Raw genomic sequence first — 22,451 nt, 5'->3', positions numbered from 1 at the left:
CAGCGTTCGTCCTGAGCCAGGATCAAACTCTCCATAATAGAGAACTTAAAAAGCTCATTTTGTTTTGCTGGCATCATCATTAAATGATGTCAAAAATTGTTTTGCGTCAATACAACCGAAGTTGTTTGATGCTTTATGTCTTAACGTTTTGCATGTTCAGTTTTCAATGTTCATGTGTTTTTTTCGTCTTGTTTTGACGACTTCTCTATATTATCAAGGTTTCAAAGATAAGTCAACACTTTAATCAAATAAAACTTAAAACTATTTTAAGAAAGAGATATTCTTTAAATAGTTTTAAGTTTTTAGTCATGTTTCCTAATGAATCTATATAATTATCGACTACTTTTATAATGCTTGGTAAGTCTTTCTGGTTCTCAAAGTATTACTTCTATACTTACACATAGATAACTCTAAAAAGATTATTAATCAATTATACTTTCTATATGTAACGATCGTTTAGCTGCTAAGTCTAAGATTTGGCCAGTTTCAGACAATCGTATCATAGGTCTCATCGGAGAATCTCTATGGATAAAGATAATCTCTCCTAGCTCTCCATCTGATAATCTCACTCGAGTGGATATTGGTAAATCGCATACAAGAGAGATGAGTGCATTAACTGCTTCAATATTGTATTTTCCAAACTCTTCTTCCTTAATCATTTCCAATACTTTAAAAGAAGAGGCTCTTGCTCGATATATTCTCTCAGAGGTCATTGCATGGTATACATCTGCGACTGCAATTATTTGAGCAACCAAAGAGATATTTTCCATTTTTTCTCCCTTAGGATAACCACTACCGTCTAGACGTTCATGGTGTTGGAAGATTCCTAATTTTGTCTCTGGCTTTAACAGCGGACTATCTTTGATAGCTTGAAAGCTAAAAATAGTATGTTTTTTAATTTCTGAGAATTCATTTTCTGTAAGAGGAGTCTTCTTTTCTCTAATCTTCTGATCAATCTTAGCCATTCCTACATCAGCTAAAAGGCCTGCGGTAGCTATTTGATTGATTTGTCCAGAAGTGTATTGAAGTTTCCTGGCAATTGCTCCAGATAGCATCCCCACTGCCAACGAATGATGTGCTATGTATTTATCAATGGATGAATAACTATTTAGAAGAGAAAATATTTGTTTTTCTTGCATCGCTCTATCTATTAAAGGCATTACTATATGCCTTAACTTTGCAACATCCACCTTCACTCCAGCTTCCCAGGAAGAAAATTCTTTATAGAAGTTACTTACAGATTCATTATATAACGTTTTAAAGTTAGTTTTATTAAGGGGTAGAGAATTATTTTTTTCTACAATAACACGTTCCTTGTTATTAAGTTCTAGAATTTCTTCTTCTGACCTATTAAAGATATTTTCAATTGACACAGGTACTTTAGTAACGTTGAAGGCTCTTAGTACTTCTAAATGCTCTCTTGTCAGCCTTGTATCTTTACGCATAATTGGGTATTTAGTGTTCACAAACAGATCTTCGGCAACGATACTACCAATTCTAATTTCATCTAAATTTTGTAAAGTATATTCCATTTTATACCCTGCTTTTCTTTTATTTTCCTTAATTATACTAAATTTTTTTCAATTTTGTATATGTAAAAAAATCACCCTTAAACTAAGTTTAAGGGTGATTTAGTAATTATTCTTCTATTGAGGTAGAATCATCTTCATTGTTAGAAGCTACTTCTTCTACAATTTCATCGTCTGTTTCTTCTTCCTCATCTTCTTTTGCAACTTTAGCAACGGTAGCTATTAACTCATTATTTGATAATCTCATCAGGCGCACTCCTTGAGTGCTTCTTCCTGTAATTGAAATGTCATTAACATCCATACGGATTAACATTCCATTTATCGTGATTAACATTAAGTCTTCTAAACCTTCCACTGCCTTCACAGCACATAAAGGTCCATTTTTCTCAGTGATTTGGCATGTTTTCACACCCATCCCACCTCTAGTTTGTAATCGATATTCTGATTCTGGGGTACGTTTTCCATATCCCTTCTCAGTTACTACTAGGATTTCTTGACCAGGTTCAATAATTTCCATACCGACAACGTAATCGTCATCCTTCAAGCGAATTCCTCTTACTCCACCAGCTGTACGACCCATAGAACGAATATCAGTTTCTTCAAATCTTACAAGCTTGCCTTGTCGTGTACCAATTATAATTTGTTTTTTACCGTCTGTTAAACGAACTGCAATGAGTTCGTCCTCATCACGTAAAGAGATAGCTATTAAGCCATTAGCACGAATATGAGCAAAACCTGACACTGGTGTACGTTTTGTTACACCATGCTTAGTTGTGAAGATAAAATAGCTATCTTCCTCAAACGTTGCCATTGGAATCATAGCAGTAACATGCTCGTCTTTTTCAATTCCTAATAGATTAATGAGTGGTAGACCTTTAGCTGTGCGTCCATACTCTGGTATCTCAAATCCTCTTGCACGATAAACCTTACCTTTATTTGTAAAGAATAGAATTGTGTCATGAGTTGATGTATTCAATAAATGTTCTACGAAGTCGTTTTCATTGGTGCCCATTCCTTGAACTCCACGACCACCACGTTTTTGACTCTTGTACGTATTTGCAGGCAAACGTTTAATATACCCTTTATTTGTTAAAGTAAGCACAGAGTTTTCAACCGGTATTAAATCTTCGTCCTCAAATACCTCTACTCCACCAGCTACAATTTCTGTTCTACGATCATCAGAGTATCGATCTCTAATTTCAGTAATTTCTTCACGAATAATTTCTATCACTCGATATTCATTAGCTAAAATGAATTTAAGTTCTTCAATTAGTTCTACTAAAGCTTTATATTCTTCCTCAATCTTATCGCGCTCTAATCCTGTCAAACGTTGTAAACGCATATCTAGAATAGCTTGTGCTTGGCGTTCTGATAAATTAAATTGTTCAGTTAAGCCTCTTTTAGCTTCCTCACCTGTTTGAGATGAACGGATCAATTTAATAATTTCATCGATATGATCTAAAGCAATACGTAAACCTTCTAAGATATGTGCTCGATCTTCCGCTTTATTCAATTCAAATTGTGTACGTCGGCGAATAACCACTTTTTGATGTTCTAAGTAATAGTAAAGCATTTCTTTAATGTTAAGTACTTTAGGTTGGTTATCTACTAAAGCTAACATATTGATACCAAAGCTGGATTGAAGAGCTGTTTGTTTATATAAGTTGTTAAGTAAAACGTGAGAGTTAGCGTCTTTGCGTACCTCAATTACAATACGCATACCATTACGATCTGACTCGTCGGCCAAATGAGTAATTCCATCAATCTTTTTATCGCGTACTAGTTCAGCGATTTTCTCTATTAAACGAGCTTTGTTAACTTGATAAGGTATTTCTTTAACAATGATAACTTCTTTTCCACTAGGTTTTTGCTCAATTTCCACTTTTGCTCGGATTAAAATAGAGCCCTTACCAGTTTCATAAGCACGACGAATACCGCTTCGACCCAAAATAATCCCGCCAGTTGGGAAATCAGGACCAGGAATAATATTCATCAATTCCTCTATAGTAATAGCAGGATTTTCAGATAAAGCTAAAACACCATTAATAATTTCTCCCAAATTGTGAGAAGGAATATTTGTAGCCATTCCTACTGCAATACCTGAAGCACCGTTTACTAGTAAATTAGGATATCTACTTGGTAAGACAACAGGCTCTCTTTCTTGTCCATCATAATTATCTTTATAATCAATTGTATTTTTATTTATATCTCTCAATAACTCTAAAGCAATTTTGGACATACGGGATTCCGTATAACGCATCGCAGCTGCTCCATCTCCATCTACGGATCCAAAGTTACCATGACCATCTACGAGCATATAACGATAACTAAAATCTTGTGCCATACGTACCATTGCTTCGTATATAGATGAGTCACCATGAGGATGGTATTTCCCCATAACATCCCCAACGATACGAGCAGATTTCTTATGAGGCTTATCTGGTGTATTTCCTAACTCTTGCATCCCATATAAAATTCGACGATGTACGGGCTTTAATCCATCACGAACATCTGGTAAAGCACGGGACACAATTACACTCATCGCATAGTCAAGAAAGGATGTTCTCATTTCTGTACTAATATTGATCCCTTTGACACCTTTATTCGGTATTTCTGACATCCTAAAGACCTCCAGTTAAACACATTCTTAAATATCTAAATTTTTCACATAAACAGCATTATCTTCAATAAATTGACGTCTTGGCTCTACTTCTTCCCCCATTAATTGTGTGAAGACTTCGTCTGCCTCCATCGCATTGTCAAGGTTTACCTGAAGTAATGTACGATTGTCAGGATCCATAGTAGTTTCCCATAATTGAGTAGCATCCATTTCTCCTAGACCTTTATATCGTTGAATATTTGGTTTTGAAGTTTTCGGCAATCTATCTATAATTTCTTTCAATTGCTCATCATTATAACAATACTCCACATGTTTACCTTGTTTCACTTGGTATAGAGGCGGCTGTGCAGCATATACATAACCTGCTTCAATTAATGGTCTCATAAATCGGAAGAAGAATGTAAGTAATAATGTTCGGATGTGTGCTCCGTCTACATCGGCATCCGTCATGATTATAATTTTATGATAACGTGCTTTTTCCAATATAAATTCTTCACCGATACCTGTACCAAGCGCTGTTATCATTGTACGGATTTCTGCATTACCTAGGATTCTATCTAATCTAGCTTTTTCTACATTTAGGATTTTACCTCTTAAAGGTAGAATGGCTTGGAAATGTCGATCACGACCAGACTTAGCAGAGCCTCCTGCAGAGTCACCCTCTACAATATATAATTCACTTTCAGCTGGAACTCGGGAAGAACAGTCCGCTAGTTTACCAGGTAGACTTGAAACCTCTAGTGCAGATTTGCGACGGGTTAACTCACGTGCTTTTTTCGCAGCAACACGAGCACGTGCAGCCATCAGCCCCTTGTCGACAATTTTTCGAGCAATTTGAGGATTTTCTAATAAAAATCTATCGAAACCTTCAGCAAATAAACTATTTGTTATAGTACTTACCTCTGAGTTACCTAGCTTCGTTTTTGTTTGGCCTTCAAATTGAGGATCTGGATGTTTTACCGATACGATAGCTGTTAAACCTTCTCGTACATCATCTCCAGATAAATTAGTATCTGCCTCTTTTAGCAATCCATTTTTTCTTGCATAGTCATTGATAACGCGTGTAAGCGCAGTTTTAAAGCCAGACTCATGTGTTCCGCCTTCATACGTATTAATATTATTTGCGAAAGAAAGAATATTAGATGAATATCCGCCATTGTATTGCATAGCAATTTCTATAGATATTCCATCTTTTTCTCCCTCTACAAATATTGCTTCTTCCGTAATAGGCTCTTTTGATTTATTTAAATCTTCTACGTAAGACTTAATACCGCCTTCATATAGATACTTAACTGATTTTTCTTGGCCATCTCTTTCATCTGCAATCGTAATAGATAATCCTCGGTTCAAATAAGCCAATTCTCTTACACGGTGAGCTAGAATATCATACTCATACACTGTAGTTTCAGTAAAAATCTCTGGGTCTGCTTTAAATCTTGTAGTAGTTCCTGTTTCTGATGCATCTCCAATGATTTCAAGAGAAGAAACAACAGCACCACGTTCAAATTTAATACTATGCATTTTTCCATCACGTTTTACATATACTTCTGTATGTTCGGACAAGGCATTTACAACTGAAGCACCAACACCATGAAGTCCTCCTGAGACTTTATAGCCTCCGCCGCCAAATTTACCGCCGGCATGGAGCACTGTCATGATTACTTCAACTGCTGGTTTTCCCATTTTTTCTTGATTGTCTACTGGGATACCACGGCCATTGTCTTCTACTCGAATCCAATTTTCTTTTTCAATCGTCACTATAATGTGATCACAATACCCAGCAAGAGCTTCGTCAATACTATTATCAACAATTTCCCATACAAGATGGTGAAGACCTTTAGAGCTAGTAGTACCTATATACATCCCTGGACGTTTTCTTACTGCCTCTAAACCTTCTAATACTTGTATCTGATCAGCATCATAAGATGGTTGTAATTCTTTTTCTTCCATTGCCAACTTGCTCACCCACTCTTTCATCACTTCAATAATGGTGAATCTTTACTTTATAACTGCTCCTTGCTCCACGTGGAACATTCTCGCCTGTTGAATAGTATCATGGGCAATTCCTTCTACACTTGTAGTCGTAACAAAGGTTTGAACATCGCCATGAATAGTCGTCAATAGATGAGATTGTCTGTAGTCATCTAATTCCGATAATACGTCATCCAGCAATAAAACAGGAGCTTCACCTACCTCCTGTTTTATCAATTCGATTTCAGCTAATTTAAGAGATAAAGCCGTGGTTCGTTGTTGTCCCTGTGATCCGTATGTTTGGACATCATAGTTATTCACAAAAAATTGGAGGTCATCACGATGTGGTCCATATAATGTAACTCCCCGATCTAACTCTCTTTTTTGACTATCAAATAACTTCTTTTCCATGCTGGCCTTCATAGCATCTTCAGACCAATCCGCTTTGATACCTATAGTAGAGTCATATACAACTGTGAGTTTTTCTAACCCTCTAGAAATACCGAAATGTATCGGTTCCGCCCACTTTTGAAGCAAATCCATAAATTGAAATCTTTTTTGGATAACTTTTACCGCTGCATCTATATATTGTTCTGTATATACGTCGAACATGACATCCGTTAACTTAGGTTTTCCTTGATTTTGTTTTAATATATGGTTTCTTTGTTTCAATATCTTTTGGAATTGAAGCAAATCATGTAAATATCTTGGAGATATTTGTCCAATTTCCATATCTAAAAATCGTCTTCTAACTAGCGGACTTCCTTTTACTAAAAATAAATCTTCTGGAGCAAACATCACTACGTTCAATTGACCAATATAGTCACTGAGTCTGCTTTGTTCTAAATGATTAACTTTAGCCTTTTTACCTTTTTTAGACAAGATCAATTCCAAAGGGATTCGCCCATATTTTTTTTGAATATCACCTTTTATTTTACCATACTCTGCTTCCCAACGTATCAATTCTTTGTCATTGGAAGTTCTATGAGATTTTGCCATAGATAAAACGTAAAGGGATTCCATTAAATTCGTCTTTCCTTGAGCATTTTCTCCAATAAGAACATTAATCTTCGAGGAAAAATCCAGCTCGATTGAATCGTAGTTACGGAAGTCATTTAATTCGAGTCGTTCAATATACATATTACTCTCCGTTCTCAGGTCCAATCATTAGAAATTTTCCTACTCCTGGAATATTCACTACGTCTTTGTTTCTTAATTTTCTTCCTCTTCTTTGATCTACTTCTCCATTTATATATACTGGATTTTCGCTCAAAAACCATTTGGCCATTCCACCTGAATCTATAGCGTCTGTCATTTTAAGTAATTGACCAAGCGTAATATATTCCGAGTCAAATCGAATCTCTTCCACTAATCATCCAACCTCTTCTCATTTTCTTTATCCCTTCATTTTACTCTAATAAAGTAAATAAGTAAAAAAGATAGCCACAATTAGTGACTATCTCTGCTTATATTGTTTTTTTAAAGATAAAAAAGTTTTCTCTTATCGGAGCAAACAAGGGTGCTTACATGTTTCTTAGTAAGTTCTTACCGGTAATATCAGTTGTAAAATAGAATCGTCATGGACAGACTTCAATACAAATGGTCTCATTGCGCCTGAGAATAGAATTTTTACGTCTTGTCCATCGATTGCCTTTAAAGCATCCATCATATATTTAGCACTGAAAGATATTTTAAGTTCTTCACCATCAATTGTTTCTGCTTGAATTTCTTCTTCAACTTTACCTATTTCGGGAGAGTTGAAAGAAACTTCTACTGAGCTTTGATCGATTGTGGAAAAGCGAACTACGTTGTTTCTTTCTTCACGAGCCAACAATGAAGCTCGGTCAATTGCTTGTAACAATGATTTACTATTTACGACAATGGTTGTTTTATATTCACTTGGGATTAAACGAGATGTGTCAGGATAATTTCCTTCTAACAATCTAGAATAGAACAATACATCTTCAGTTTTAAATAAGATTTGTTGTTGTGTCATAACAATAGCGACTTCTGAAGAAGTTTCTTCTAAAATTTTGTTCAGTTCATTTAAGCTTTTCCCTGGAATAACCACACTGTATGCTTCTTCAGGTAAATCTTTTAAAGCTGTTTTTCTTTTAGCAAGGCGATGGCTGTCTGTTGCAACACAGTGTAATTCACCATCGTTAACCTGCCAGTTTACACCGGTTAAAACAGGACGGTTCTCAGATGTGGAAACGGCAAAAACAGTTTCTTTAATTATTGACTTTAACAAATCAGACGGAATAAAGAATTGATGTTCCTCTTCTAATTGTGGAAGCAAAGGATATTCACTAGCGTCTAGACCAATTAAGTTAAATTCTGATTTACCTGAGCGAATATATGTTTGAAATTGATTTGTTACTTCAATTTCAACATCATTGGTAGGTAATTTACGTACAATCTCATTAAATACTCTAGCTTGTAATACAATAGATCCTATTTCTATTACTTTTATTATTTGTTCTCCGTTTTTCTCCACTGGTATGAAAGTTTGAATTGTAATATCTGAGTCACTACCAGTTATATATAATCCTTCTTTTGTTACTTCTAATTTTAGACCAGTTAATATTGGAATAGTTGTTTTAGAACTAACTGCTTTCATAACATCATTTAGTCCATTCAATAAACTATCTCTCATTACATCGAATTTCATTTTTATACCTCACTTATATAATTATTATTTATTAAAAGATTAATAGATATAGTAATAGGGCCTGTGGATATGTTGATAACTACATAATTCGCTATAATCCGCCACATATCCCCATGTGTATAAGTTGTTCTTAAGTATAGCACCTAAAATACAACTTATCCACAATGTGATTATCTTCCGAGGATAGATTTAATTTGCTTTACATCGTCCTGCAAATTCATATCTACCTTTAGCATTGTGGAAATCTTCTCATGAGCATGGATCACAGTTGTGTGATCTCTTCCCCCAAATTCTTCTCCAATTTTAGGTAAAGAGAAGTCGGTTAATTCTCTAGAGAGATACATTGCTACTTGACGAGGAAAAGCTATAGATTTTGTACGCTTTTTAGCAGTAAAATCCTCTAAGCGAATATGGAAATGTTCTCCTACAACCTTTTGAATATCTAATATAGTAATGATTCTTGGACGTGCGTTTGGCAATATATCTTTTAATGCTTCAGCAGCTAAATCTATATTTATATCTTTATTGACAAGTGAAGAATAGGCCACCACACGTATTAGGGCGCCTTCTAGTTCACGTATATTTGAGTCTATCTGATTTGCAATGTAGGCCATTACTTCATCGGAAATATCTAAGCCGTCCGCGCGGGCTTTTTTACGTAAAATTGCAATTCTCGTTTCTAGATCTGGAGGAGCTATATCAGTTATTAATCCCCACTCAAAACGAGATCGCAAACGGTCCTCTAATGTCGGTATTTCTTTTGGTGGACGGTCACTTGAAATAACAATTTGCTTCGATTCTTCATGTAAAGCGTTAAAAGTATGGAAAAATTCTTCCTGAGTTGATTCTTTTCCTGCAAGGAATTGAATATCATCTATAAGAAGCACGTCAACATTTCGGTATTTGTTACGGAAATCAACTGCTTTGTTATCTCTAATGGAGTTGATAAATTCATTTGTAAACTTTTCAGAAGATAAATAAACCACTTTTGCATTCGGATTGTGTTCTTGAACATAATGTCCAATCGCATGCATTAAGTGGGTTTTTCCTAATCCTACCCCTCCATATATAAAAAGAGGATTATATGCTTTTGCTGGTGCCTCTGCGACTGCCAAAGAAGCTGCATGGGCAAAACGGTTGCCGGAACCAATGACAAAGGTATCAAAGGTGTTCTTGGAGTTAAGCATCCCAGGTGAAAAGTCAGGTTGATTGTCTGGAGGTACCGGTGTTTTTGGCTTTGGTACATCAAAATCTTCAAAGTCTTGTCCTTTTGGAACTACAAAAGAAATAAGTAGTTCATTGCCAGTCAACTCTGTAAGAATACCAGCAATTAGGTGAACATAATGATTCTCTAGCCAATCCCTTGCAAAGGAATTTGGCGCAGCTATGGTCACAGTCTCTCCTTTGTAAGAAAGCATCTTAGTAGATTTTAACCACGTTTCAAAGCTTGGTTTGGATGTTTTCTTTTCAACTTCAGAGAGAACCTTAGCCCAAAGTTCTTCTAAGTGTTCCAATAACATAAACTCCTTTTCTATAGATTAATAAGAGATAATTTCTCTCTTACTTATTTACGAGCATTATTTTTTCCAATAAAGAAAATGAATAATTTTACTTTATATTTATATGTATAATTTAGGTTATATACACAAATCCACGGCCTGTGGATAAACTTTATAAACGTATGGGGAAAAACTTGTCCACAGATTACTAACAGTTGTGGATAATAAAAAATCGCATATTTCGTTTGAAAAAGTAAAACACAGATATCGTATCAAAAAAACGTAGTGATTACAAGATATTTTAAAGTTATCCACAATATTAAAATAATTAACAGTGAGAGTTGTCCACAGCATAGGAGTATGTTAAAAACATGTTCATAAGCTATGTGGATAATTTTTCTGTCGAAAATTGTTATTCACAGGAGTTTGGGAAAAAGCTATAAAGAATGTGGATAAGAATAAGAGAGAGGTTAGACTTGCGGTGTCTAAATAAATATTGACAAATATAGTATAGTTTTTATATAATATCGGAGACTGTCTAAGGAACATTTTAAAGATGATCACTCAGGAGGTGTCATATAGATGAAACGTACATTCCAACCAAATAGCCGTAAAAGAGCAAAAAATCACGGTTTCCGCGCACGTATGAGTACTAAGAACGGTCGCCGCGTAATAGCAGCACGTCGTGCAAAAGGAAGAAAAGTATTATCAGCATAATCATAAGTCCACTGACCAATTCAGTGGTCTTTTTTTTCTTTCAAAACGATTAGTTGGAGCAGGTGAATGGATGAATAAGAAACAACGTATTAAAAAAAATGCTGAATTCCAGCAAATTTTTAAAAAAGGCAAATCATTTGCGAACAGACAATTTGTTGTTTATAAGCTAGAAAACGAACATGACTTTTTTCGTATAGGGTTATCTGTCAGTAAAAAAGTTGGTAACGCAGTAGTTCGTAATCGTATTAAACGGTATATTCGCCAATCTTTTTTAGAGCTGAATGATTCAGTAGATACAAGCAAAGACTATATTATTATCGCCCGAAACTCGGCGGCCACATTAGATTTTCATGAAACGAAAAAGAGTCTGGAGCATGTTTTGAAAGTAGCAAAGGTTATAAAAAAGAAAAGCTAATGAAGTCTTTTCATTGAAGTGTTAAGATAGTGAAAGATAGAATGTATATTAATAGGGGGAAGAAGGTTGAAAAGAAAATTACCTTTACTATTATTATTAATAGTAATGACTGCTTTACTAGCGGGTTGTACGGAATTCAATGAGCCGATCTATAATACTTCGGAAGGCTTCTGGAATGAATACATCGTTTGGCCATTAGTGTCAGCCATAACGTTTTTTAAAGGAATTTTAGGAACGTATGGTTTGGGGATTATTGCTGTTACGATTATTATTCGATTAGTAATCTTACCATTAATGATCAAGCAAACAAAAAACTCTAAAGCAATGCAAGAGATACAGCCAGAGATGCTAAAGCTGAAAGAAAAATACAGTTCAAAAGATGCTGTAACACAACAAAAGTTCCAACAGGAAATGATGGCTTTATACAAAGATAGAAAGATTAACCCTGCTGCAGGATGTCTACCAGTCTTTATACAAATGCCAATCTTAATCGGTTTCTACCACGCAATTAGCCGAATGAATAATACTCCTGAGATTAATTTGGGAGATTTCTTGGGCTTTGCTTTAGCAGAACCGAGTATTATTCTTGCAGTATTAGCTGGTATTATGCAATTAATAGTGTTAAGAACTGGTCCAGCGATGGACAACCCTCAAATGAAGATCATGATGTATATAATGCCATTTATGATTATGGGATTTGGTATCGTATTACCAGCCGCATTAACATTGTATTGGGTAATCGGTAATATCATTTCTATAATCCAAAATTTATTCATTTATAAACCTTGGAACAAAGAAAAGAAAGTACCTGTTAAAGCAAAAACGGGAGGGGCCAAAAAATGAAGCAGATTACACAGACTGCACCTACGAAAGAGGAAGCTATAAACGTTGCACTAAAAAAACTTGAAGTATCGAGAGAAGATGTGTCAATTACCGTAGTGGAAGAAGGTAAAAAGGGCTTTTTAGGATTTGGAGCAAAGCCTGCAGTTGTTGAAGTAACTGTTTTAATAAAAGAAGAGCCTTCTAAGGAAGTTATTATTGAGGAACATGTAAAAGAGTCAATAACTGAAAAGACATTTCCGGATGAATCCTCTGTAAAAGAAGACATAAAGGAAATGATAGAATCCAGTGAGACACCAAGTAACGAAGAAGCGGTAGCAGAAACTATCCAATATATCAAAACTATCGCTAAGGAAATGGAAATAGAGGATTTAGTCATTACAGAAAAAAGAGAAGGCAAATTTATTTATCTCCACTTAAATAGTGAGAAAGCAGCATTGTTAATAGGGAAACGAGGTCAAACATTAAATGCTTTAGAAAAACTATCCCAATTAGTTGCTAACAAATTTTCTCAATCATTTATCCTTATAAAGCTAGATGTTGGTAATTACCGTGAAAGAAGACAAGAATCTTTAGAACAATTAGCTGAGCGTATGGCAGATAAAGCAGTACGTACAGGGCAACCAGTTGAATTTGAGCCTATGTCCTCATCGGAGAGAAAGATTATTCATAATGCTTTATCTTCGAGAGTAGATATAGAAACTTACTCAGTGGGAACTGAGCCAAACAGATATTTAGTTATAGAATCAATAAAATAAGCAAAACGGGTTTTAGCTTAATTACAAGCTGAAATCCGTTTTCTTCTTTTGAGTGCACGCTTTGTTCTTAAATACAACTCGGCAAAAGCTCTATACTATAAAGTCAAACTTTTATTTAAAGCGTAAAGGAAACCATTATGGAGGGATGTTTTATTGGATTTCATAGAGCGTCTATAATTTTTGTTAAAAATGTATACAGTGAAGCGTAAACTCAAGCGTGTTGGGCAAAATATATTTTTAATAAGAAAAATAATATAATTTCCTGGAGTTAGCAAATAATTACTTGGAAGCGTGCTATTTTTGTTCACATAATTAAAAGTAACTATGCTTCTGATTTAGGTTAAAATATGTTATTGTTATATGTTAGATAGTCATGTTCGTTTTAGTTATTCACATGTGGATAACTAAATGTGCAAGGAGGTGTACGTTGATGGAATTTGATACAATAGCTGCAATTTCTACTCCATTAGGAGAAGGAGCAATAGCTATAGTTAGACTTAGTGGGACAGAGGCGATTTCAATAGCAAATAAGGTTTTCCGTTCGCCAAATGGAAAAAACTTAGCAGAGCAGCCCTCACATACCATTCATTATGGACACTTAGTCGATCCAAAGACCAATGATGTAGTAGAAGAAGTCATGATCTCTCTTATGAAAGGTCCAAAGACGTTTACGAGAGAAGACGTAGTAGAGATAAATTGTCACGGTGGACTAGTTACAGTTAATAGAGTCCTCCAGTTAATACTTATAAATGGTGCACGGCTTGCGGAACCTGGTGAGTTTACAAAACGTGCTTTTTTAAATGGACGAATAGATCTGTCACAAGCTGAAGCAGTAATGGATTTAATAAGGGCGAAAACGGACAAAGCGATGAATGTGGCTTTGGGTCAAATGGACGGTCGTTTATCAAGGCTTATTAAGACATTAAGACAAGCCCTCCTTGAGACTTTAGCTCAAGTTGAGGTGAACATTGATTATCCAGAATATGACGATGTTGAAGAGATGACGCTTCCTATGATGATTGAAAAAGGAACCTGGGTGAAGGAAGAGATTGAAAAGCTATTAATTACTTCTTCCCAAGGGAAAATCCTAAGAGAAGGTCTTTCCACTGCTATTGTTGGAAGACCGAATGTAGGAAAATCATCTCTTTTAAATAGTTTAATTCAAGAAAATAAGGCAATTGTTACAGAAATAGCAGGAACTACAAGAGATATTATAGAAGAATATGTAAATGTACGTGGAGTCCCTTTGAAGTTGGTTGACACAGCGGGTATTCGAGAAACAGAGGATATAGTGGAACGGATTGGTGTAGAAAAATCACGCCAAGTTTTGAAAGAAGCAGATTTAATATTGCTTGTTTTAAATAACGCTGAACATCTATCCGACGAGGATAAAAGAATATTCGAGACTATTAAAGGAATGGATTATATTGTCATTATTAATAAGACAGATCTTCCTAACAAACTAAATTATGATGAAGTGAAGCAACTGGCAGGTGACAAGCGAGTAGTAACTACTTCTTTATTAAAAGAAGAGGGAATTGACGAGCTAGAAGAGTCAATATCATCCTTGTTCTTTGAAGGAAATATTGAAGTATCGGACATCACCTATGTATCTAACGCTCGCCATATTGCTTTGTTGAATTTAGCTAAATCCACGATTACCGATGCTATAGAAGCAGCACATAATCATGTGCCGGTAGACATGATACAAATAGATGTCACTAGAACATGGGAAATATTAGGAGAGATAATTGGGGATACAGTTGAAGAAAGTTTGATTGACCAATTATTTGCTCAATTTTGTTTAGGAAAATAAAAAACGAGAGGAAGTTACGAACATGCCAAACTTTGAAGCAGGCAAGTTCGATGTGATTGTTGTTGGAGCAGGGCATGCCGGTGTTGAAGCCGCTTTAGCCGCTGCCAAAATGGGTGCAAAAACGCTTGTTTTAACAATAAATCTTGATATGATTGCATTTATGCCATGTAATCCATCCATCGGAGGCCCTGCAAAAGGAATTGTTGTGCGTGAAATTGACGCATTAGGCGGCGCCATGGGTAAAGTGATAGATAGAACTCACATTCAAATGAGAATGTTGAATACAGGAAAGGGGCCAGCTGTTCGTGCACTTAGAGCACAAGCAGATAAGGTTCTATACCAAAATGAGATGAAAAGACTGCTTGAGGAACAAGATAATCTTACAGTCCATCAAGCAGTTGTCGAAGAGCTTCTAGTAGAAGATGAAAAAATTGTTGGTCTAATTACACAAGTTGGAGCAGTTTATCGTTCTGAAACTGTTGTAATTACTACGGGGACGTTTTTACGCGGTGAAATTATTATTGGGGATCTTAAATATTCTAGCGGACCAAATAACCAACAGCCGTCCATTAAACTAGCAGATAGCATTCGTGATTTAGGCTTTGATCTAGTACGTTTTAAAACGGGAACTCCACCGCGTGTAAATAGTAAAACAATAGATTATAGTAAAACAGAGATTCAGCCAGGAGATGATGTTCCTAGAGCATTCAGCTTTGAAACTACTGAATTTATTATGGATCAATTACCATGTTGGTTAACTTATACGAGCTCAGAAACACATCAAATTATTAACGATAACTTACATTTGTCTCCAATGTATTCTGGTATGATTAAAGGAACAGGTCCAAGATACTGTCCTTCCATTGAAGATAAAATTGTAAGATTTAATGATAAACCACGTCATCAAATTTTCCTTGAGCCTGAGGGACGAAACACGAGAGAAGTTTATGTGCAAGGTCTTTCGACAAGTCTTCCGGAGCACGTACAGCGTAGACTTTTGGCTTCAATTCCAGGGTTAGAAAATGCAGAAATGATGCGCGCAGGTTATGCAATTGAATATGATGCAATGGTACCAACGCAGCTATGGCCTACACTAGAAACCAAAAAAGTGAAAAACTTATATACAGCTGGACAAATTAATGGAACTTCCGGATATGAAGAAGCAGCAGCGCAAGGTTTAATGGCAGGAATTAACGCTGCGCTTAGAGTATTTAATAAGGAAGAGAGAGTACTTAGCCGCTCGGATGCCTATATTGGAGTTCTTATAGATGATTTAGTTACAAAAGGTACTAATGAGCCTTATCGTTTATTGACTTCAAGAGCGGAATATCGCTTATTGTTACGCCATGACAATGCAGATTTAAGATTGTTAGAAATTGGATATAATATTGGCTTAGTGCCAGAAGAGCGGTATAATAAATTCTTAGAGAAAAAGAAAAGAATTGAAGAAGAACTTAAACGTTTACGTTCGATTATTATAAAACCAAATGAGGATACTCAAGAGGTTATTCGTAATGCTGGTGGAAGTGAGCTAAAAGATGGTATTCGAGCTTCCGATTTACTAAAAAGAACAGAAATGAATTATGACTTAGTTGCACAGCTTGTTCCCCTAGAAGTAGAGCTTAACGAAGAAGAAAAGGAACAAATTGAAATACAAGTTAAATACGAAGGTTATATAGAAAAATCTCTTCAACAAGTAGAAAAGCTTAAAAAAATGGAGAATAAAAAAATCCCTGATCAAATTGATTACAATGCAATCTCCGGACTAGCAACTGAAGCAAAACAAAAGTTAATGCAAGTTAGACCACTATCAATTGCACAAGCATCTCGTATTTCAGGAGTAAACCCAGCGGATATTTCTATTCTACTTATTTACATTGAGCAAGGTAAAATAGCTAAAATTACTGGATAGTCTTAAACAATGAGGAGAACAACATGAACGAAGAACAATTTAAAAAAGCCCTCTCTGAAAAGGGAATTGAGCTAACGGAAGTACAGTTAGGACAATTTAGAAAATACTTTGAATTACTTGTGGAATGGAACGAGAAAATGAATTTAACAGCTATTACAGATGAACCATCTGTATATTTAAAACATTTTTTTGATTCTATAAGTGCTTCTTTTTATGAGGATTTTAATGGTTCCTTTACTGTATGTGATGTTGGAGCAGGGGCAGGGTTTCCAAGTATTCCATTGAAAATTTGTTTTCCAAATCTTAAAGTGACAATTGTTGATTCCTTAAATAAGAGAATTCAATTTTTAACTCATTTAAGCAAGGAATTAAATTTAAAGGATGTACATTTTGTTCATGCTCGTGCTGAGGAATTTGGACAAAATAAGGATTATAGAGAGCAATATGATCTTGTTACCGCTAGAGCGGTAGCAAGACTCTCTGTACTTTCAGAGCTATGTATTCCACTTGTAAAAGTTGGAGGAAAATTTATAGCAATGAAAGCTGCAAGTGCATTAGATGAATTAAATGATGCGCAAAGAGCTATTAATATATTAGGCTCTGAAAAAAGTGCGGAGTATTCTTTTCTATTACCGATAGAAAATAGTGAGAGAACGTTATATGTCTTTTCTAAAATTAAAAGCACACCGAAAAGATACCCTCGAAAACCAGGTATACCAAATAAGACTCCTATTATTTAATGAGGAACGTTCCACGTGAAACATTATTAAATTATTTTCTTTATCGAGAACATAAGTAAAGAGTATCTAAAAGGTGGTGCTAGTTAGATGAAAAGTCCTTTCTCACGTTTTTTCGGAGGTTCTGAAAAGCAAGGACAAGATCCAGTCGTTGAGGCTACGCAGACTAATAACGAAGAAGTAGTACATGTAGCCATAGAGAAGATAGTTCCTAATAGGTTTCAGCCTAGGACTGTTTTTGATGATGCAAAAATAGAAGAGCTGGCACGTACAATTCATACACACGGAGTAATTCAACCTATTGTCATTCGAAAAATGGAAGATAATAAGTATGAAATAATAGCAGGTGAACGCCGTTTCCGTGCGATGTCCAAGTTGAAATGGACAGAGGTACCTGCCATTGTACGTAATTTAAGTGATAAAGAGACAGCATCTATTGCATTGATTGAAAACCTTCAAAGAGAAGAACTGACTGCAATAGAAGAAGCTGTGGCATATCAGAAACTATTAAAGCTACATGAGTTAACGCAAGAGGCGCTAGCTCAAAGGTTAGGCAAGGGTCAATCTACCGTTGCCAATAAATTGCGCTTGCTAAAATTACCTAAAGAGATCCAACAAGCAATAATGGATAAAAGGTTATCTGAAAGACATGCTAGGTCCCTCATGCAAGTGAAGGATGAAGAAGTACAAATCAAGTTAATGAACGAATCTATTGAACAGCAATGGAACGTGAAGCAACTAGAAGAAAAAGTGAATGAAATTGTTAATCCTCCTGTAAAAGAGGAAAAGAATGCTTCAAAGCCTAAAAGAAAAGCGATTAGTAAAGACGTGCGTATTGCTTTAAATACAATTAAGCAATCACTTAGTATGGTGACTAAAAGCGGAATCAATTTAAAAACAGAAGAAGAAGACACGGAAGATTTTTATCAAATTACAGTAAGAATTCCTAAGAAGAAATCATAAATAGAAATTATACTATATTTATTTTTATATTAAACTCTCACTATTTTGTGAGAGTTTTTCTTTTAATACAATAATAACATTCATTTTTCTGTAAAATTTGATAGAATGGTAGAGAGTTGTTTTTATTTTTATGAAAGTAGGTGCAAGAGTGGGAAGAATTATTGCAATAGCCAACCAAAAAGGTGGTGTAGGTAAGACTACTACATCAGTGAACCTCAGTGCCTGCCTTGCATACTTGGGCAAGAAGGTTTTGTTGGTGGACATTGATCCTCAAGGAAATGCTTCTAGTGGAGTTGGAGTTAATAAAGGCGATGTAAATCAATGTATTTATGATGTGTTAATAGATGATGTAAGTGTGAAAGATACTATTTTAGAAACGAAAGTAGAGAATTTACATATAGTTCCTGCTACCATTTCTTTAGCTGGTGCAGAAATAGAACTAGTATCTACCATTTCCAGAGAAGTACGATTAAAAAAAGCGCTTCAGGAAGTACAAGCTGACTATGATTTTATTATTATAGATTGTCCTCCTTCACTTGGTCTATTAACAATTAATTCGCTTACTGCTGCTGATGCTATTATTATTCCAGTACAGTGTGAATTTTACGCATTAGAAGGATTAAGTCAGTTATTAAGCACCATTAGATTGGTTCAAAAACATTTAAACAAAACTCTAGCAATTGATGGAGTATTATTAACAATGTTTGATGCAAGAACTAATTTAGGTATACAAGTTATTGAAGAAGTTAAAAAATATTTTCAAGATAAAGTTTATAAATCTATTATTCCAAGAAATGTTCGTTTAAGTGAAGCGCCAAGTCATGGGGAGCCAATTATTATTTATGATCCAAAGTCAAGAGGGGCAGAAGTGTATTTAGAACTTGCGAAGGAAGTGATTCGTCATGGCTAAAGGGCTAGGAAAGGGAATTAATGCTCTTTTTCCCGGAGAAGATACTAAACCAGAAGAAAAGGTAGAGCAGATCACTATAGCTGATATTAGACCGAACCCATATCAACCTAGAAAAATATTTGATGATGAAGCATTAATAGAGTTATCTGAATCTATTAAAGAACATGGTGTCCTGCAACCTATTATAGTTAGAAAAAAGGGTTCTAAGTTTGAGATAGTGGTTGGTGAGCGTAGATTTAGAGCCTCAAAAAAAGTTCATTTAGAAGAAATTCCGGCTGTTATTAGAGACTTTAACGATCAACAAATGATGGAGCTTGCGATTCTAGAAAACCTACAAAGAGAAGATTTGACTCCGATAGAAGAAGCAGAGGCTTATCAAAATCTAATGGAAAACCTAGGATTAACCCAAGAACAATTAGCCTTTAGACTAGGGAAAAGTAGACCGCACATCGCAAATCATATTCGTTTACTTTCTTTACCTGAAATAGTTAGAAATGCGGTTTCCGAAGGTAAGCTTTCCATGGGACATGGTAAAGCATTATTAGGTTTAAAAAAGAAAAAAAATATACCTTTAATTATGCAAAAGACTATTAAAGAGAATCTCAATGTAAGGCAATTAGAAGCGTTAGTCCAAAGATTAAATGAAAATGTTCCACGTGAAACAAAAAAGGTAGAAAAGGATATTTTTACTTTGGAAAAGGAATCTGAACTAAGAGAGTTTTTTGGAACAGCAGTAAAGATTACGAAGAATGAAGAAAAAGAAAAGGGTAAAATAGAAATTGAATTTTACTCTAAAGATGATTTAGAAAGAATTTTGAAACTGCTTGAGGATTAAAAATGACCTATTTCTGGGGCAACCTGGAGATAGGTTATATTTTTAGGATGAAAAGAGGATAAGTAATGGTATTATTCGGGGCATTGATCAATGCATTACTAATTATAATTGGTTCACTAATTGGTCGACTTTTAAAGGGAATTCCAGAAAATATGAAACAAACCGTTATGTATGCTATTGGTATAGTTGTTATAGTAATGGGTGTTCAAATGGGATTGGAAAGTAGTAACTTCGTCATTATCATTATCTGTATCGTCCTTGGAGCAGTAGTTGGAGAATGGATTGACATAGATAAGTGGATTAACAGGCTCGGCCAAATGATAGAACTAAAATTTGGTTCTAAAAAACAGGATGGAAGTATTGCCCAAGGATTTGTTACAAGTACTTTAATCTTTGTTATCGGAGCTATGGGAGTTTTAGGCGCCTTAAATAGTGGTCTGCAAAATGATCATGATTTGTTAGTAAGTAAAGGAATCATAGATGGTTTTACCGCAGTTATTCTTTCTGCAACTTTAGGAATAGGAGTTATACTGTCATCAATTCCCGTTGTAGTATATCAAGGAGCAATCGCGTTGTTAGCTACTCAAATAACAAGATTAGTACCAGAAGCTGCACTTGAAATGTTTCTTCAGGAAATGACAGCTGCTGGTGGAATTATGATTATAGGAATTGGGACGAATTTATTAGGACTGACTAAAATTAGAGTCGCAAATCTATTGCCTTGTTTAGTTTTTGTTGGTATTGTAGTTGCTATTATTTTTTAAATTATATCTATGCCAAGCAAGGAGGAGGGAACGAGAAATTACTTTTCCCATCTCAAAAGTAAGGTTTAGGCGTGTGCTTTGCAATACATTATATTCCATGAAACCACCTATGTTAACAATTGCTTTAATAGAAATTTCTCCAATGGGAGGTAAGTCTTTTTTTACAGCTTTACCTGGATAAAGAGGTCCGGGGTGGATAATTATTTCACCGATGTTATTCGCATTTCCTAAGCAGGCATCAATTGCAACGATAAAAGGCTTATCCGGTGAGTCATAAAGGGTATTGGTAGTTTCCTCTAAATTCAATGCATGAAGGGGATTATCCAATGTCCCTACAATTTCAAAAGGAAAAGAAACGAGCTGAGTTAAAAAAGAGCCGGTCATTGGCCCCAAGGCATCTCCAGTAGAGCGATCTGTACCAATACAACAAAAAACAAGATTTGTATGATCAAAAGGAATATATTCTAAAAAGTAATTGCTTAATCGCCAAATAACGCCAGTTTCTTTATAATAGATAGTGGAGACTTGAGGGATCGAGTTGAGTTGAGAAGTCATATATATAAACTCGCTTTCTTTTTTTAAATTAGTATATGCCTTGAAGAAAATATTTATTCAATGAGGTGAAGATTACAATGACTGCAATGTATCAACGAGTAGAAGCATACATACTAGATGAGAAAAATTGGATAGAACTTGGAAAAACATGTATAGAAATAATTTTCATCCTAATTCTTGCTGCAGTAGTTATTAGAGTTGGTAAAACTATTATTAATAGAGTATTAACAGTAAGACAAAGAAGTCCTTTACGATATTCAGAGAGAAGACAGAATACATTAATAAGATTATTAGAAAATATTTTAACTTACGCTGTATATTTCACAGTAATAATAGCTGTTTTATCATCCTTTGGTATTCAAGTAGCTGGGTTAATTGCAGGAGCGGGAGTGATAGGCTTAGCGATAGGATTTGGGGCACAAAGCTTAGTAAAGGATGTTATTACTGGTTTTTTCATTGTATTTGAGGATCAGTTTGCTGTAGGGGATGAGGTACAAATCGGAACCTCCAGAGGTAAGGTAGAAGAAATAGGTTTAAGGACAACTAAAGTCAAAAGCCCAATTGGGGAGCTTTTCATCATACCGAATGGGACAATATCTAACGTAGTTAACTATTCCGTTTTCAATACCATTGTTCTGATTGATATAAAGGTATCTTATGAATCAGATATTCAGGCAGTAGAGAAAATGTTGAGGGGTTTCTTGGATAGTTTAAATACTAAGTATGAGGAGCTTGTGAAAGTTCCAGAGATATTAGGGGTGCAGGAAATATCATCAGATGATTTAGTTCTTAGAATTGGTGTAGAGACCATCCCAATAATGCAGGATGACATTGCAAGAAAAATTAGAAGAGACCTTAAGGAATTCTTAGAGCAATCTGGTGTAGATATTCCATATCCAATTGTCGTACGTAATGCAAAAAATGATGAGTAGGTGAGGT

General features: G+C 35.2%; 20 protein-coding genes. 12 read left to right on the top strand and 8 right to left on the bottom strand.

The window, feature by feature from the left end; all coding sequences use genetic code 11:
- Positions 1-422 precede the first annotated feature (422 nt).
- The 7 genes from ACQKNZ_RS17830 to dnaA form a co-directional block, all read right to left on the bottom strand.
- Entirely contained in the window at positions 423-1,532 is a 1,110-nt protein-coding gene (locus ACQKNZ_RS17830) for an HD-GYP domain-containing protein (protein WP_154311978.1), read from the bottom strand.
- A gap of 106 nt (positions 1,533-1,638) precedes the next feature.
- A complete protein-coding gene (gene gyrA, locus ACQKNZ_RS17825; protein WP_427660963.1) occupies positions 1,639-4,149 on the bottom strand; it encodes a DNA gyrase subunit A in 2,511 nt (836 codons plus the stop codon).
- A 27-nt stretch (positions 4,150-4,176) separates the two neighbouring features.
- Positions 4,177-6,099 carry a DNA topoisomerase (ATP-hydrolyzing) subunit B gene (gene gyrB, locus ACQKNZ_RS17820; RefSeq protein WP_144540335.1) on the bottom strand — a complete coding sequence of 641 codons (1,923 nt, stop codon included), beginning with the start codon at positions 6,097-6,099 and terminating at the stop codon, positions 4,177-4,179.
- Positions 6,100-6,147: 48 nt separating this feature from the next.
- Positions 6,148-7,260: a DNA replication/repair protein RecF gene (gene recF / locus ACQKNZ_RS17815; RefSeq protein WP_144540304.1), complete on the bottom strand. Its 1,113-nt coding sequence runs from the start codon at positions 7,258-7,260 to the stop codon at positions 6,148-6,150.
- Between the two features lies 1 nt (position 7,261).
- Positions 7,262-7,489, bottom strand: coding sequence for a S4 domain-containing protein YaaA (yaaA, locus tag ACQKNZ_RS17810; protein ID WP_144540301.1), 228 nt, complete (start codon positions 7,487-7,489; stop codon positions 7,262-7,264).
- A gap of 165 nt (positions 7,490-7,654) precedes the next feature.
- Entirely contained in the window at positions 7,655-8,791 is a 1,137-nt protein-coding gene (gene dnaN / locus ACQKNZ_RS17805) for a DNA polymerase III subunit beta (protein ID WP_144540300.1), read from the bottom strand.
- 170 nt (positions 8,792-8,961) lie between these two features.
- Positions 8,962-10,311: a chromosomal replication initiator protein DnaA gene (gene dnaA, locus ACQKNZ_RS17800; protein WP_370455696.1), complete on the bottom strand. Its 1,350-nt coding sequence runs from the start codon at positions 10,309-10,311 to the stop codon at positions 8,962-8,964.
- 561 nt (positions 10,312-10,872) lie between these two features.
- Here dnaA and rpmH point away from each other — a divergent pair.
- The 11 genes from rpmH (at position 10,873) to ACQKNZ_RS17745 (ending at position 20,957) form a co-directional block, all read left to right on the top strand.
- A complete protein-coding gene (gene rpmH / locus ACQKNZ_RS17795; protein WP_144540295.1) occupies positions 10,873-11,007 on the top strand; it encodes a 50S ribosomal protein L34 in 135 nt (44 codons plus the stop codon).
- Positions 11,008-11,077: 70 nt separating this feature from the next.
- Positions 11,078-11,422 (top strand): ribonuclease P protein component, encoded by a 345-nt coding sequence (gene rnpA / locus ACQKNZ_RS17790; RefSeq protein ID WP_144540293.1) that lies wholly within the window; start codon positions 11,078-11,080, stop codon positions 11,420-11,422.
- A gap of 66 nt (positions 11,423-11,488) precedes the next feature.
- Positions 11,489-12,265 (top strand): membrane protein insertase YidC, encoded by a 777-nt coding sequence (gene yidC, locus ACQKNZ_RS17785; protein WP_144540291.1) that lies wholly within the window; start codon positions 11,489-11,491, stop codon positions 12,263-12,265.
- Positions 12,262-13,020, top strand: coding sequence for an RNA-binding cell elongation regulator Jag/EloR (gene jag / locus ACQKNZ_RS17780; RefSeq protein ID WP_144540289.1), 759 nt, complete (start codon positions 12,262-12,264; stop codon positions 13,018-13,020). The genes yidC and jag overlap by 4 nt, the downstream gene beginning before the upstream one ends.
- Before the next feature lie 430 nt (positions 13,021-13,450).
- The gene (mnmE, locus tag ACQKNZ_RS17775) at positions 13,451-14,836 is read left to right on the top strand and encodes a tRNA uridine-5-carboxymethylaminomethyl(34) synthesis GTPase MnmE (protein WP_144540287.1); all 1,386 of its coding nucleotides are present in this window, start codon (positions 13,451-13,453) and stop codon (positions 14,834-14,836) included.
- Positions 14,837-14,858: 22 nt separating this feature from the next.
- Positions 14,859-16,748, top strand: coding sequence for a tRNA uridine-5-carboxymethylaminomethyl(34) synthesis enzyme MnmG (gene mnmG / locus ACQKNZ_RS17770; RefSeq protein WP_340863943.1), 1,890 nt, complete (start codon positions 14,859-14,861; stop codon positions 16,746-16,748).
- 23 nt (positions 16,749-16,771) lie between these two features.
- The gene (gene rsmG / locus ACQKNZ_RS17765) at positions 16,772-17,488 is read left to right on the top strand and encodes a 16S rRNA (guanine(527)-N(7))-methyltransferase RsmG (RefSeq protein WP_340863942.1); all 717 of its coding nucleotides are present in this window, start codon (positions 16,772-16,774) and stop codon (positions 17,486-17,488) included.
- Positions 17,489-17,575: 87 nt separating this feature from the next.
- Positions 17,576-18,448, top strand: coding sequence for a nucleoid occlusion protein (gene noc, locus ACQKNZ_RS17760; RefSeq protein ID WP_144540281.1), 873 nt, complete (start codon positions 17,576-17,578; stop codon positions 18,446-18,448).
- A 148-nt stretch (positions 18,449-18,596) separates the two neighbouring features.
- Positions 18,597-19,358, top strand: a complete 762-nt coding sequence (locus ACQKNZ_RS17755) for a ParA family protein (RefSeq protein ID WP_144540333.1) — start codon at positions 18,597-18,599, stop codon at positions 19,356-19,358.
- On the top strand, positions 19,351-20,193 hold the full coding sequence (locus ACQKNZ_RS17750; RefSeq protein WP_144540279.1) for a ParB/RepB/Spo0J family partition protein: 843 nt from the start codon (positions 19,351-19,353) through the stop codon (positions 20,191-20,193). Before ACQKNZ_RS17755 ends, ACQKNZ_RS17750 begins: the two co-directional genes overlap by 8 nt.
- Before the next feature lie 65 nt (positions 20,194-20,258).
- On the top strand, positions 20,259-20,957 hold the full coding sequence (locus ACQKNZ_RS17745; RefSeq protein WP_144540277.1) for a DUF554 domain-containing protein: 699 nt from the start codon (positions 20,259-20,261) through the stop codon (positions 20,955-20,957).
- Here the strand turns inward: ACQKNZ_RS17745 and yyaC are convergent.
- A complete protein-coding gene (yyaC, locus tag ACQKNZ_RS17740) occupies positions 20,919-21,512 on the bottom strand; it encodes a spore protease YyaC (protein ID WP_154311983.1) in 594 nt (197 codons plus the stop codon). The genes ACQKNZ_RS17745 and yyaC overlap by 39 nt on opposite strands.
- Positions 21,513-21,589: 77 nt before the next feature.
- Here yyaC and ACQKNZ_RS17735 point away from each other — a divergent pair, with 77 nt between their 5' ends.
- Positions 21,590-22,444, top strand: coding sequence for a mechanosensitive ion channel family protein (locus ACQKNZ_RS17735; protein WP_427660955.1), 855 nt, complete (start codon positions 21,590-21,592; stop codon positions 22,442-22,444).
- Positions 22,445-22,451: the final 7 nt, after the last annotated feature.

Source organism: Psychrobacillus sp. NPDC093200, assembly GCF_050280345.1.
GTDB lineage: Bacteria > Bacillota > Bacilli > Bacillales_A > Planococcaceae > Psychrobacillus > Psychrobacillus faecigallinarum.
This window is presented reverse-complemented; position numbering and strand designations above follow the sequence as displayed.